Here is a 13,813-nt window from a genome sequence, read left to right as displayed (position 1 = left end):
AATTTATTCTATATAATTATATAAGCGCGAGCATAATGGCTTTTATGGTGTGCTTTCTGTTTTCCGCCTGATCCCAGACTTTGCTTGCGCTGCTTTCGAAGACTTCTTCTGTAACTTCCTGTTCTTTTACGGCAGGGAGGCAGTGCAGGAATATAGTTTCAGGCTTGCCAGTTGCTTCCATAAGCGCCTTGTTCACTTGGTATGGCTGAAGCAATTTTACGCGCTCTTCTTTAAGCGATTCTTCACCCATAGAAACCCAAACATCAGTATAAAGGCAATCTGCGTTTTTGACAACTGAAATTTTATCGGAAACGGTTATAGTTGCTCCGGATTCCTTTGCAAACGGCGCGCAGATTTCCATTATTTCGTTGTCAGGCGAAAGTTCCTTTGGCGCAAACACGCTGAAATTGATTCCGAACTTAGAGCAAATCAGCATAAGAGAACGCGCCATGTTGTTTCTTCCGTCTCCGCAGAAGCAAAGCGAAAGTCCTTTTAAATGCCCGAAATTTTCCTTGAGTGTCATAATGTCCGCAAGAACCTGCGTAGGGTGGAAGTCGTCTGTAAGTCCGTTTATAACTGGAATTCCTGAGTATTTTGCAAGGTCTTCAACATGGGACTGCTTGAATCCGCGGAATTCTATTGCGCTGAACATTCTTCCCAGAACTCTTGCTGTGTCCTGCACGCTTTCTTTTCCGCCGAGCTGAATATCGTCAGTTGACATAAAGACAGGATGTCCGCCTTCTTCGCCGAATGAAGTTTCAAATGAAGATCTTGTGCGTGTTGAGCGTTTTTCAAAAATGAGCGCGATTGTTTTTCCTAAAAATCTTTGATGGACTTCACCTGCATGTGATTCTTTTTTTACTTGAAATGCCCAGTCTAAAATCTGTCTGATTTCTTCAGGTTTCCAGTCTATCCAATTTAAAAGGCTTCTTCCCTTGAAAGGGCTTTTGAATTCTTCTGCCTTCATTTTGCTTCCTCCGTTTTGCATTACGATTAATTATAAGATTAATTGTGTATAAAATCAACTGTTTATGCAGAATTGTAGAGATTTTGTGTATATTTATACATCTTTCGGTTTTTTGCTGAAATATATCGAGCCAGATTATTTTCAGCATAAAACAAAAAAGCACCTCAGAAAACTGAAGTGCTTGATTCTATAGTGGCAATAGGGATCGAACCTATGACACATGGAATATGAGTCCATTGCTCTACCGACTGGGCTATGCCACCACGAATATGCAGACTATAGCACGCCATAAAAAATGTGTCAATAGAAGTTTTTTAAATTTTAGCAAATTTTTGTAAAATTAAGTGAAATTTTTTTATTATTTATGCTTTTTGAAATATTTCTGATTCCTTTTTTAGGTCTAGTACTTGCTTTGTTGAAAGTCCTGTGGCTTTTACAATGTTTTCGATAGAAAGATTCATTTCTATAAGTTTTTTTGCAGTTAAAGTCGAATTTTTAGCAATAGCTTCTTGGGCTATATTTTTTGCCATGTCTTGAACCATGTTCTTGGCAATATCTTTTGCCATGTCTTGAGCTATTTCCTTGGCCATGTCTTTGACAAGCTCCTTTGCTATTTCTTTTGCTTTTTCATTGGACTGAATAGCCATTTCCTGTTCCCATGTCATAAACCTGTGCCTCCACTGCGCGTTTATTTTTACACGCTCGACCAACGCGGAAAGCCTGTCTGTGAAACTGGAGCTCGGCTCTTTTCCGCAGAGATACTTGAAAAACGATTTCAGCTCCTCGGACTTCATTGTATCATATTTTTTCGCATTGAAAAAGATATTTACTGTTCCGTCATTCATCAGAAAATTCTTATCCTCGTCGGCACGGTAGCGGAATGTGAGACTGGAAATCCTTTTCCGAACGCGTCTCCCAAGCACAGAAAAATAACATAGCTTTCGTTAAGCACGTCATAGCCAGCTCCATGCTGCACATTGTCAACGTCCATCAGTCCTTGGTAATAGCGGGCGCGTTTTGCGAGGGAAGTGCTGTGCGTTGTCTGAATTTCTATGTCGAACGAGCGGCCGTTTCCGTCCTTCACATATACATCGAATCTTATTCCGTGCGAGATAAAATCTGTTTTTATTGATTTTTCCGCGGCAGGCTTTTCGATTCTGTCGATTTTTATGTTAAGGAGAATCTCGATAAGATGCCTGCAGACTTCCGGGTTGTCCTCAAGGACTTTGCAGAAGATAAAATTGTCGGCGAGTGTGAGCCGCTCCCATTTTTGAGCCGGTGTAAGTTCGTGTCTTTGCATTTTTCCTTCCTGCTTGCTTTGAAAATTTCTATAAATATTCATTGCTGAAAAAATACAAAAACTGCACTGTTTATATGGGGCTTTTTAGATTTTCTGAAGAATAAAATCAATATTTTTCAAAAAGTTCTTTTATGGCATTCTTTAAGTTTATGTAACGGCTTTGGTAATAGTCGCTTTCTCCGTTGCATAGAAATTCAACTGTTGTCCCTAACGCTGAGGCGATTTTAAATGCGTCTGATGCTCTTGGTTCTGTTCCTGTTTTTCTCATGCTGGAAACTGTCGTTTCTGAAACTCCCATCTTTTTTGCAATCCAGCGGTAGGAAGTGTTTTGCGCCAGCCGCAAGGTTTCAACATTGTCCCAAAATGCCATTCTTCAATTATAAGCGGAATTTTACTACTTGAATCCGTAGTTTTTACTTGAAAACTATTTATATTCGTAGTAATATGTTTTTTAACTACGAAAATAAGTAGTTTAGCTTTTTGCCTGCGTAATTTTTTAAAATGCTTAGGCGGATTGTTTTTAAGGAAGTGGAATTTGACGCGCTGTGCAGTTCTTGTTGGAGTTTCAGAAAAATCGGACTACATTCAAAAGTCGCTCGCTGATTTCTATAGGTTTCTCTTGAGCCTAAAAGGAGGCTCTTGGACGGAATCTGAAATAATGATTATTCCAGAAGGAATTGACCTTGCTTCCTTGAAATTCCTTTTGCGCCGTGTTTCAGACGTTAAGCTGAAGAATATTGTTTTTTATTTCTGCGGAAACAAAGATGACGTTCGCACTGAAAACGGATTTACTTTCTGCGGAACTGAAATAAAATTGCAATACATAATGGAAGAAAACACACTTCATACGGCAGTTTTTTTTGATTCGTGTGAAAGCTTTGTTTCGGAGGATTATAAGGATTCTGTGAATGAAGAACTGCTTGTGCGGGATTCTAACAGCGAAAATAATGCTTTGCGTAATATTGCAGCCGGCAGATTCTTAAGTGAAAATGCGCTTGAAAAAATAAACGGCAGTGCGTTTTTCTCTGGATGCAAAATTGGCGAAAAGCCGTTGCTTTTGGAAGATGGAAGCGGCTTTTACACGGCTTCATTTATCAAGTCGTTGCAGAAAGGGGAAGAGATGTTTGATGTTTTTGCGGCAGACAGAAACGCGAAGTTTGAATGTGAGCTTGCAAGACAGAATGCTTGCGCGGAATTTTCTGTGCTATGAGCCTTTATTGTATATCGGTAAAGACCGGGCTAGAGGAAAAATTCAAGGAAAGCGTTCTTCCCATGATTAGCGGAGATAAGTGCACTTTTCAAGGGTTTGTCCATATTCTGCGCAAGCGGATGAGGCTTAAAAACGGGAAAGAATATTTTGATGCTTTTTTCCCCGGATATGTTTTTCTTGAAACGGAAGAATGTGAAGCATCAAAGCTTTATGTTCTTTCTTTGGGAAAATATTTTTTACGTTTTTTACCCTCAAATAGTTCTGTCAGTCCTCTTGTAAAGGGCGACTTGGAAATTGTGAGCTCTATACTGAGGTTTGGAAGCACTGTGGGAATTGTTCCTGTTAAGTTTGATGCGGGAGACAGGGTTATTATAACGGACGGACCGTTTAAGGATTTTTCTGGAAATGTGGTAGCCGTGAACCGCCGCAACAAGCGATTAAACATACAGATTGATTTTATGAACGGCGTGCGTGTTGTGGGGCTTTGCTACGAGGAAGTTCAAAAGCAGCCTTCAAAATAAATGCAGAAGTTTGTTCTGCAAATTTAAAGACAGCCTTTTTTAGAAGCGGATCTTGGTTCAAGAGCGCATTTCGGATGGCGACCATGTTTTTTTTTCAGGCAACGGAAGTTTTTTTTTCATTGCAATGGAGAAGGTGTCTTTAAAATAAGAGTTTTTGATATTTGCAAAAAAAATCACAAAAAAATTTGTCTTTCTGAATAGTTTTTATTATATTTTAAAGTGTAAAGTGGATTTGTTTCCATAAATATAAAATATCTGGAGGAAAGCAAATTGATTTATTGATGTTCCCTGGGCGCCACAGGAAAAACGGCAACGGTCGTAGAGAAAAAAATGTAAGAATCTTTACATTAACTTTCTTTCCGTTAAGACATATAGAGCAAGGCGGCTATAAAATTTCATTTTGTTTATAGTAAGATCTTGGAGCACAAACCCTCAAACAGTTATATAAGTTTAACAGGCGTTTGAAAATGGGGTTTACGAACTAAGTATATTTTAGTAAATGCGTATTAGGAGTAAAAAATGAATATTAATACTCTTTCAAAAATTGAATCTGATTATAAGTCTGGGCATCTTCCTGTTGCGCTTTATTCAAACAACATGGTAAAAGACAAGAACAGCAAGTCAAAGTTCTATGCCATGACAATAACTCGCGGTGTATGTACTGATGAAGACATAGCGAATGACATTGTTGTCGCTGGATTGAATGCAGGCTTTTCAAAAGAACAGATTCTGTCAATTATGATGCTTATACGGAACGCAAAATTGTCGCGTCTTGCAGAAGGCTTTGTTGTTGATGATGGAATCAATAAGTTTCGTCTTAAACTGAACGGCTCTTTTGAATCTGACACAGAGGATTTTTCGCCAGAAAAACATTCAATTGTAATTTCTTCGCATCCAACTGCAGCCGCAATGAAGGTCTTTGAAGAAATCAAGCCTGTAATCAGAAAAGGCAACTCGAAAAAGCCAGTGATTACAGGTGTATATGATGCAAAATCAAAGGCGGACTCTGTTCTTACAAGAGGCGGTTATCTTGAAATAAAAGGAACAAACATCCGTATTTTGGGAGACTGCGAGGAAGTTGGCCTGTACTTTGTGAATACTGAAGACAGCTCAAAGACTGTAAAACTTTCTGCCAGTGAGCTTGGAAGAAATGCTTCGACTGCGATTGCGTGTGTTGTTCCTGCTAACTTGGAAAACGGGGAGTACAGCATAAAAATTGTAACACAGTTTATTGGCGGCAAAGTTTTCAGAAAAGAGCCTCTTGAATTTACTTATGGAAACTTTATAGTTTCGTAATTTTTTTAATAGTTATTGCCGTGGGAAGTTAAAATTTTCCACGGTAATTTTTAACAGCCCATGCTGCAAATGTAAAATGCTTTTGCGGTATGGCTTTTTATTTAGAGTTTATCAAAAACTTAAAAACGGATGAGGCAAGGTCTTTGGCGTAAGCGTACCTTGACCAGACGTATTTTGAATCTTTCGATGGCTTCTTTTGCCAGATTTTTTTTTGCTTTTTAGACCTTTATAAAACAAATCACTGTCTAGCATTCACTTTTGTATAATCTAGTATGAAACATCGTAAAGGCTAGTGTGATGCTTTGTAACGTCCAGTATGAAATGATGTACTGGACAGTGTGAATGGTTAAAATAGGCGTTATTTCATTCAATGATGTTTAGTTTAAAATAAATTACTAATAATAAAATTCAACCGCTTATATAAAATGGATTTATTCCAATAAATCAAACAAACAAAATTCACAATCAAACTAATTTTAAAAAAAACAATGAACGAACCAAAAATTATTCAGCTCCCAAAGATAAGTGACCCTAGGGGAAATTTGTCTTTTTTTGAGAACGACAATCAGCTGCCGTTTAAAATCAGACGTTCCTACTGGATTTATGATGTTCCAGGAGGAGAAAATCGTGGAGGGCATGCTTACAAGAATACAGAAGAGTTTATAGTTGCCCTTTCTGGAAGTTTTGATGTTGTGCTTGACAACGGAGCAGAAAAGAAGACGTTCGCTTTGAATCGCTCTTATTACGGATTGTATGTTCCAAAGCTTTATTGGCGCGAAATGGAAAATTTTTCTACGAATTCGCTTGCGATGATAGTTTCTTCTACGGATTACAATGCGGAAGACTATATCCGTGACTACAATGAATTTTTGTCAAAGGTAAAAAATGAACAAAGATAAAACAACAGTCTATGACTGCACAATGATTGAGCTTAGCAAGAATCACCGTGAGAAGGGAAATCTTACAGTTGTTCAAAATGAAAAAGAGATTCCTTTTGACGTAAAGCGGTGCTATTACCTTTATGATGTTCCCGGCGGTGAGGAGCGTGGCGGGCACAGCCACAAGCAGCTTAAGCAGCTGATTATTGCGGCAAGCGGAAGTTTTGATGTGCGGCTTGACGATGGGCAGGTCAAACGTACTTTCACATTGAACAGGCCGTATCAGGGACTTTTTGTTGTTCCTGGTATTTGGCGAGATTTAGATAATTTTTCCAGCGGCTCAGTTTGTCTTGTTCTTGCAAGCGAAGTGTACCAGAAGGAAGACTACATCCGCGATTACAATGAGTTTTTGGAGTGGAAGAAATGATTCATGAACTTGCTGACTGCAAAACTGAAAATATAGGCGAAAATACAAATATCTGGCAGTTCTGCGTAGTTTTTCCTGAAGCTGTAATTGGTAAAAACTGCAATATCTGCGCAAATGTTCTGATAGAAAACGAGGTTGTTATCGGAGACAATGTGACGGTCAAGTCCGGCGTGCAGCTTTGGGACGGAGTTACTGTTGAGGACAACGTATGTATTGGTCCGAATGTGACTTTTACAAATGACAAATATCCGCGTTCAAAGAATCCGGACTGGAAGCTCCTGAAAACTGTTGTAAAAAAAGGCGCTACAATCGGTGCGAATTCGACTGTTCTTGCAGGAGTTACTATTTGCGAAAATGCAATGATTGGAGCTGGAAGCGTTGTTACAAAAGATATACCGGCAGGGGAACTTTGGCTTGGTAATCCAGCTAGGTTTGTAAGAAAGATGGATTAAACTATGTATATACTTAATATTAAGAATCTCAAAGTAGATGAATCTTTGCTGTTTATCAATCAATAATGACATTGTTGATTGAGTTTACTGAAGTTGATATACAGCAATTTCTATTCTTTCTTAATAATAGTGAATAATGTAATTGTCAGTGTAAATTATTGGGAATTGTCATTTTTTCGTTTTTATTCTATAATAGCAATTATGAAGTCAAAATTTTCTATTTCAGTAAAAAATGTCCGTGCAATAAAAGATGCTGAAATTGATTTGAATGGTATAACGGTTTTGTCTGGAGAAAATGGTTGTGGTAAAACTACAATATCAAAACTTTTGTACGGATTTATAAAAACTTCAATTGATTTTGACTCTAAAGTAACAGAACTCTATTCAAATAAATTAGGTTTTATTACATCTCTATTGGAGGATTTTGTCCCAAGAAAATTTAGACGAGATTTGTTTTCAGATGTTAATGAAGAAAATTTATTTGGTGGCAATACTGAAACGGTTCTTCCAAATCCTGTTAATATTAAGAATTCCGAGTTATATTTGTCTGATTCTATTATTCCAAGAATAAAAATCCTTAAGGAAAAGTATAAAACAAAAGAATATGAATTAGGAAATGTTTCAGTTTCTAGACTTTTTCAATTATATAAGCGACATATTAGGAAGACGACCGCTACTACCATTCTTGAACTGTTAGATGACTATGAAAACTATATAAATAAGTTAGTGCAGGAAATCGCTGAATTAAAAACTACACATAATTTACGTGTATATAATCATCAATTTTTAAAATATTTTAACGAGAATACCGAGAAATGGGATTATTTATTTAATGAGTTTGATTCAAATTTGATTGATAAGAAAACAATGTCTGTGACTTTTCAAAAAAGTTTTTCTCATGTTTTTTATATTGATGTTCCTACAATTTTTGACCAAGAGAGGATAACACGATCTTCAGTTTCTGTTGAATTGGGAACTGCACTGGCTTCTGAAAGTAATTCTATTAAAAATAAAGTTATTTCAGATATATTAAATGATGTGTTAAATGGTAAGATTTCGTTAAAAGATGATATATTTTCTAGAATTTTTATGTATACCTCAAAAGATGGTAAATCAATTCCTTTGTCACAGGCTGCAAGTGGTGTAAAGTGTTTTGCAGTTATTGAACGGTTATATATGAATGGTTACTTGAAAGATGGAACTTTACTTATAGTTGATGAACCTGAAGTTCACTTACATCCGAAGTGGATAGTTGAATATGCTAGGATTTTGGTTCTTATACATAAATGGTTAAATGTAACAATTCTTGCTGATAGTCACAGTCCAGATATGGTTAGTGCCATAAAATATATTTCTGAAAAAGAGAAAATTTCAGATTCTTTGACTTTTTACATTGCTAATGAAGTTGAAAGTGAAGATTTTGGAAAATATAAATATAAAAATCTTGGTACAGATATTGAGGAGATATTTAGCTCATTTAATATTGCATTAGATCGTATTAATCAATATGGTTCATTCGATGACGAGTGATGTATTCTTTGAATTTAAATATAATAAAGATTTCACTGTAAAATCTCCTGTTATATTTAATAAAGAAGATTTTCAAAGCTATAATGAAATAGTGACTCATGAAGGTGGAAAAACTTGTTTAAAAAATATTATGCTTATAAATATCGACAAGATTAAAGATTCTTTAAATCTTGTGCCAACTCCATCAAGCATGGATATTACTTTTGTTGTAACCAAGATAAGTTCTTCTGAAAAATTGGAAAAGAGATATTTACTCGCTGATTTTAAATTTAATGTTACTGCACCAAATAAAGTTCATTCAAATATTTCAAATGATTCCATAAAAGAAAAATTTTCATTTACGAAAAACTTAATAGATGAAAAAGATGGGAAAATAAAATGTATTGATATTGCTTATTTTGTCTTTAAAAATAAAAATTTTGAACAAATAAAGAATTCTTGGAAACGAAGAAATTTAAATTCTCCTAAAAATTTTCCTGTTAAACAGGCTGATTTTGAAAGATTGTTTGAAGATAAATAATCTTTCTGTAAAATTTTGTAAAATACTTTTATATATATTTTTTTCAAATAAATTAATTCTGAAAAATTTATCGCTTTCTCATACAAGGACAAAAAAATATGCAAGTTCAATCAAATTCACGTCTTTACAGTATTGATATATTCAGATGCTGTTGTGCATTTGCAGTATTTTTATTTCATGCAAGGATTCATTTAAATGTGAATTTTGGAATCTTAAATAATTTTATTGGAGATTCTCATGTTTTTATGACGGCATTTTTTATGCTGTCTGGATTTGCCTTGTATTATACTAAAAATTTAACGGGGGGGGAGGCATGGCTCTTTCTTTGTAAAACGAATCGTATCGATATTTCCGCTTTATATTGCAGTATGGATTTTATGGTCTGTATTTCAATTAATTAAGGGAGATATTCTTCCTGCATGGAAGCATTTGGTTATTGCGCCTGTTGAATTTTTAATGATACAGTCGGTTTATGACGGAAGTTTTGCTGTTTTACATAACGGAGGAACGTGGTTTATCAGCTGTATTTTTATTGCCTATTTACTTTATCCATATCTTGAATCCGTAGTTTCACAAAATAAAAAAAAGACGAATATCGTTCTTCTAATCTTATTTTATTTGATGACTTCATATTCTTATGTGCCTGTTTATGTTTTTAAATTCAGCGATATTTATGCAAATCCATTTTTCAGACTTCTTGAATTTGCGGAAGGGATTATTTTTGCTTATTTGTTCTTAGAAAATAGAAAAAAAAGTATTTCAAAAAGGTATGCTTTTTTAATTCCAGTTTTTACTCTTGTTTTAATATGTGCAATATCTTTCGGTGTTCATTTTGGTTTTGGATATGTACTGCTCTATAATTTTTTAGCAGTTCCTGTGTTTGGGTTTATTCTGTATTTTTGTGGAAGATTAGAAATGTGCTATAAGATATGCCGCTTCCAAAGGATAATTTCATTGTGCAGTAGATGTAGTTACGCATTCTACTTAGCGCAGTTTTTCTGTTTTGACATAACAAAATATTTTGTAAATCATATTTCGTTTTTTCAGAAAAGTAAAAGCTTGAAATTATTTTTGTGTTCACTTTTCTTTTGTTGCGTTATAAGTATGTTTCTACATTTCTTAATTGAAAAACCGATTAAAAAGTTTTTAACTAAAAAACTTTATTTTTTATTTTGATAAGGACAAAAATATGCAAGTTCCATTTTTAAGTTTAAAAGAGGTTACTGGCCTTCATTCTAAGGAAATCAATGAGGCCGTTAGCCGCGTTGTGAATTCTGGCTGGTATCTGCAAGGGGCTGAAAATGAAAGGTTTGAGGCTGACTTTGCAAAATATATCGGCACAAAATACTGTGTAGGGGTTGCAAATGGTCTTGACGCGTTGATTTGGATTCTGCGTTCTTATATTGAGCTTGGCCGTCTGCATAAAGGCGATGAGGTTTTAGTACCGGCGAACACATATATTGCCACGATTCTTGCAATCAGCGAGAACGGCTTGGTTCCTGTTCTTGTAGAGCCGAAGCTTGAGACTCTTGAAATTGATGATGATTTGCTTGAGCCAAAAATCACGCCAAGGACTAAGGCTATTATGATTGTTCATCTGTATGGACGCTGCGCTTATACCAATAAGATAGAAGAAATCTGCAAAAAATATAACCTTTACTTGTTCGAGGACAATGCTCAGGCTCACGGATGCCAGTTCAACGGAAAAAGAACTGGAAGCCTTGGAAATGCGGCTGCCCATAGTTTCTATCCGGGAAAGAATCTTGGCGCATTGGGAGACGCTGGAGCTGTAACAACAGATGATGAGGAAGTTGCAAAATGTGTCAGGGCATTGGCGAATTACGGCTCAAGCAAGAAATATGTCTTTGACTACATCGGACGCAACAGCCGCTTGGATGAAATTCAGGCTGCTGTCCTTGATGTAAAGCTTAAATATCTTGAGCAGGACAATGACCGCAGAAAAGCTGTTGCCAAAATGTATATTGACGGAATAAAAAATCCGAAAATCTTAGTTCCAGAAACAAAAAATTTTTCCGCAAATGCGTTTCATCTGTTTCCTGTTCTTTGTGAAAAGCGTGATGAGCTTCAGCAGTATTTAAAAGAAAAAGGCATAGGGACAGTTATTCATTACCCGATTCCGCCTCACAAGCAGAAGTGCTACAAGGACTGGAACGGAATGTCTATGCCTGTTACAGAAAAAATCGCTGCGCAGGAGCTTAGTCTGCCGATTGGACCTACTATTGCGGATGAGCAGGTTCAGTATGTTATTGACTGTGTGAATGAGTTTTAAATGGGAAAAGCTAAGCTCTTTATAGAAAATTTTCTTGTTTATGGACTAGGGGGAATAGTCAGCAGGATTATTCCATTGGTAATGGTTCCTATTATCACAAGGCTTATGCCAAATACAGAATACTTTGGTCTAAGCGATCTGTCTGTTACTGTTACATCTTTTGCAAGTGCATTGGCCATAATTGGAATGTACGATGCAATGTTCCGAATGTTCTTTGAAAAAGAGGAAAGGCAATACAAAGAAAAGATTTGTTCAACAACATTGATGTTTACACTTGTAACTTCTGCTGTTGTGTTTGTACTGATGTTGTTTTTTAAGAATGCAATAGCAAAGTTTTTCTTTGGCGGCACAAAATACTTTTATTTGGTCTATATTACGGCAATAGCGACTTTGGTAGGAGCAACTAATGGTATAATTTCTGCACCGACAAGAATGCAGAATAAGAGGAAGATTTTTCTTATTACAAATACAATAAGTCCTTTGATTTCTTATGCAGTTTCAATACCTTTGCTGCTTAAAGGTTTTTATGTTATAGCCTTGCCGCTTGCAAGCGTGGTTTCTGGACTTGCAATGGAGATTACATTTTGGATTCTGAATAAAGAATGGTTTAGCTTTAAGAAGTTTGACTTTAAGCTTTTAAAGCAGCTTTTAGCAATTGCAGTTCCTTTATTTCCGAATTTTTTGATTTACTGGATATTTAATTCCAGCGACAGAGTTATGATTGCAAATCTTCTTGATGTCGGACAGTCTGGCGTTTATTCTGTGGGGGCAAAACTAGGACACGCAAGCCAGCTTATTTATACTGCTTTTGCAGGTGGCTGGCAGTATTTTTCTTTTTCTACCATGAAAGAAGAAAATCAGGTGAGGACTAATTCCCTTATCTTTGAATATTTAGGCATTATTTCTTTTTTATGCACAATGCTTGTTTGCATAGTAAGCCGAGGTCTTTATAGTTTGCTTTTTACTGATGAATATGTTTCAGCATATATAATAAGTCCGTATTTGTTTTTGGCTCCTCTTTTGCAGATGCTCTTTCAGGTGGCTGCAAATCAGTTTCTTGTAGTAAAAAAGACCTGGCCGAATATGCTGATATTGTCATCTGGTGCAGCAGTTAATGTTGTATTGAATTTTATCTTGATACCAAGAATAGGAATAGAGGGTGCCGCCATTGCAACATTGATAGGCTACCTGGTTTCTGATGTTGTGTGCATGGTTATCTTGTGCAATATGAAGCTCATGCAGATTTCATTGCGCTTTATGCTAGCTGTTCTGTTTATGGTAATTTTTATGGTTTTGTGGCGGCTGTGTTTTTTGCAAAATGAGTTGATTTTGATATGTGTTTTTATACTGATTGGTAGCTGTTATTTCCTATTATATAGAAGGGATATTTTTAGAAAAAATAAAGGTTCTAAAGAAAAATGGAAAACACTAAAAGAAATTCAAACATCGAGCTTCTCCGCATTGTGCTTATGATTTTTGTCATAACGCTGCATTATAACGGAATGGGCGGTCATGCGCTGGAATTGTATACTTCTGGACTTGGTTTTTATTTTACCCGTTTTACGGAAGCTTTGGGAGTTTGCGCTGTTGACTGTTTTGTGTTGGTTAGCGGATATTTTCTTTCTTATAACAGGAAAATAAAGACAAAGAGAATACTTCATATTCTTCTTGTCGTTATCGGATTGAAATTTTTTGATTCCTTTCTTCGGATTTTTATTGATGGAAACAATTTTTCCCTAAGACATTTTGTAGCTTGTTTTCTTCCGACAAATTATTACGCGACTTTTTATCTTGTCTTGTATGTTCTGAGTCCGTTTGTCTCAAAACTCTTTGATTCCTTCAAGGACAAAAAACAGGCTTCCGTATTTATCGGAATTCTTATTTTTCTGTTCTCGCTGTTTCCATTCTGCCTGGAATTTGCCAATCATATTCTAGGTTTTAATGTCGGCGGAATGAACACAGTGAATGCATTCACAGGAAGCGAGAGCGGATACACAATTGTGAATTTCTTGCTTCTTTATTGTGTTGGAGCTTTTATTTCTAGGTATCAAATCAATTTGAAAAATGTGTGCCTTTGGATGACATATCTTATTTCTTTGATTTGCATTTTTGTACTTGAATTTATTGATTCAGATTCTGCATTGTCTTATGCCTCGCCGTTTGTAATTTTGAATGCAGTCTGTCTGTTTATGCTGTTCTTAAAAATCTCTTTCAGCAGCAAAGTTGTGAACTGTGTGAGTGCAGCAACGTTCGGTGTTTTCTGTCTGCATACAGGAAATTTTTTTGGAACAACGTGGTCTTTGTTTGACATTCCAGTTCTGAAAAATTCACGGGGGGAGGGTACTGATAAATTCCTTGTTTGTGGTGTTTGCGATGACCGCCGTATGCTATGGAATTGACTTGGTGCTGAGGCTTTTAGTTT

Annotated in this window: 15 protein-coding genes, 1 tRNA gene and 1 pseudogene; 12 read left to right on the top strand and 5 right to left on the bottom strand. The window is 36.0% G+C overall.

The window, feature by feature from the left end:
- Positions 1–16: 16 nt before the first annotated feature.
- The 5 genes from argF to Q0H92_RS05655 all read right to left on the bottom strand — a co-directional run bounded on the left by argF (position 17) and on the right by Q0H92_RS05655 (position 2,637).
- Positions 17–967: an ornithine carbamoyltransferase gene (gene argF / locus Q0H92_RS05675; protein WP_296012811.1), complete on the bottom strand. Its 951-nt coding sequence runs from the start codon at positions 965–967 to the stop codon at positions 17–19.
- A gap of 190 nt (positions 968–1,157) precedes the next feature.
- A tRNA-Met gene (locus Q0H92_RS05670) sits at positions 1,158–1,230 on the bottom strand.
- A gap of 99 nt (positions 1,231–1,329) precedes the next feature.
- Positions 1,330–1,812 carry a hypothetical protein gene (locus Q0H92_RS05665; RefSeq protein WP_296012808.1) on the bottom strand — a complete coding sequence of 161 codons (483 nt, stop codon included), beginning with the start codon at positions 1,810–1,812 and terminating at the stop codon, positions 1,330–1,332.
- Positions 1,812–2,267 (bottom strand): PD-(D/E)XK nuclease family transposase, encoded by a 456-nt coding sequence (locus tag Q0H92_RS05660; protein ID WP_296012806.1) that lies wholly within the window; start codon positions 2,265–2,267, stop codon positions 1,812–1,814. Before Q0H92_RS05660 ends, Q0H92_RS05665 begins: the two co-directional genes overlap by 1 nt.
- Before the next feature lie 106 nt (positions 2,268–2,373).
- A complete protein-coding gene (locus Q0H92_RS05655; protein WP_296012804.1) occupies positions 2,374–2,637 on the bottom strand; it encodes a helix-turn-helix transcriptional regulator in 264 nt (87 codons plus the stop codon).
- A gap of 165 nt (positions 2,638–2,802) precedes the next feature.
- Between Q0H92_RS05655 and Q0H92_RS05650 the strand changes: the two genes are divergently transcribed.
- From Q0H92_RS05650 to Q0H92_RS05600, 12 genes and pseudogenes are all read left to right on the top strand, one after another.
- A complete protein-coding gene (locus Q0H92_RS05650; RefSeq protein WP_296012802.1) occupies positions 2,803–3,477 on the top strand; it encodes a hypothetical protein in 675 nt (224 codons plus the stop codon).
- Positions 3,474–3,998, top strand: a complete 525-nt coding sequence (locus tag Q0H92_RS05645) for a KOW motif-containing protein (protein ID WP_365920622.1) — start codon at positions 3,474–3,476, stop codon at positions 3,996–3,998. The genes Q0H92_RS05650 and Q0H92_RS05645 overlap by 4 nt, the downstream gene beginning before the upstream one ends.
- Before the next feature lie 519 nt (positions 3,999–4,517).
- A complete protein-coding gene (locus tag Q0H92_RS05640; RefSeq protein WP_296012798.1) occupies positions 4,518–5,294 on the top strand; it encodes a DUF4469 domain-containing protein in 777 nt (258 codons plus the stop codon).
- A gap of 488 nt (positions 5,295–5,782) precedes the next feature.
- Positions 5,783–6,193 carry an FdtA/QdtA family cupin domain-containing protein gene (locus Q0H92_RS05635; RefSeq protein WP_296012796.1) on the top strand — a complete coding sequence of 137 codons (411 nt, stop codon included), beginning with the start codon at positions 5,783–5,785 and terminating at the stop codon, positions 6,191–6,193.
- Positions 6,180–6,599 carry an FdtA/QdtA family cupin domain-containing protein gene (locus Q0H92_RS05630; RefSeq protein ID WP_296012794.1) on the top strand — a complete coding sequence of 140 codons (420 nt, stop codon included), beginning with the start codon at positions 6,180–6,182 and terminating at the stop codon, positions 6,597–6,599. Before Q0H92_RS05635 ends, Q0H92_RS05630 begins: the two co-directional genes overlap by 14 nt.
- Positions 6,596–7,051 carry an acyltransferase gene (locus Q0H92_RS05625; protein ID WP_296012792.1) on the top strand — a complete coding sequence of 152 codons (456 nt, stop codon included), beginning with the start codon at positions 6,596–6,598 and terminating at the stop codon, positions 7,049–7,051. Before Q0H92_RS05630 ends, Q0H92_RS05625 begins: the two co-directional genes overlap by 4 nt.
- A 201-nt stretch (positions 7,052–7,252) precedes the next feature.
- Positions 7,253–8,581 carry an AAA family ATPase gene (locus Q0H92_RS05620; protein WP_296012789.1) on the top strand — a complete coding sequence of 443 codons (1,329 nt, stop codon included), beginning with the start codon at positions 7,253–7,255 and terminating at the stop codon, positions 8,579–8,581.
- Positions 8,571–9,101, top strand: a complete 531-nt coding sequence (locus Q0H92_RS05615) for a hypothetical protein (protein WP_296012787.1) — start codon at positions 8,571–8,573, stop codon at positions 9,099–9,101. The genes Q0H92_RS05620 and Q0H92_RS05615 overlap by 11 nt, the downstream gene beginning before the upstream one ends.
- Before the next feature lie 330 nt (positions 9,102–9,431).
- Positions 9,432–10,277 (top strand): annotated as a pseudogene (locus Q0H92_RS11320) (acyltransferase family protein); the annotation flags it as partial.
- A 13-nt stretch (positions 10,278–10,290) separates the two neighbouring features.
- Positions 10,291–11,391: a DegT/DnrJ/EryC1/StrS family aminotransferase gene (locus Q0H92_RS05610; protein WP_296012786.1), complete on the top strand. Its 1,101-nt coding sequence runs from the start codon at positions 10,291–10,293 to the stop codon at positions 11,389–11,391.
- Positions 11,392–12,864, top strand: coding sequence for an oligosaccharide flippase family protein (locus Q0H92_RS05605; RefSeq protein WP_296012784.1), 1,473 nt, complete (start codon positions 11,392–11,394; stop codon positions 12,862–12,864). It abuts the gene before it with no gap.
- On the top strand, positions 12,810–13,790 hold the full coding sequence (locus tag Q0H92_RS05600; RefSeq protein ID WP_296012782.1) for an acyltransferase: 981 nt from the start codon (positions 12,810–12,812) through the stop codon (positions 13,788–13,790). Before Q0H92_RS05605 ends, Q0H92_RS05600 begins: the two co-directional genes overlap by 55 nt.
- Positions 13,791–13,813: the final 23 nt, after the last annotated feature.

It is taken from the genome of uncultured Treponema sp. (assembly GCF_934725225.1).
Classification (GTDB): domain Bacteria; phylum Spirochaetota; class Spirochaetia; order Treponematales; family Treponemataceae; genus Treponema_D.
The sequence above is the reverse complement of the archived record's forward strand: the minus strand, read 5'-3'. Positions and strand labels throughout refer to the sequence as shown.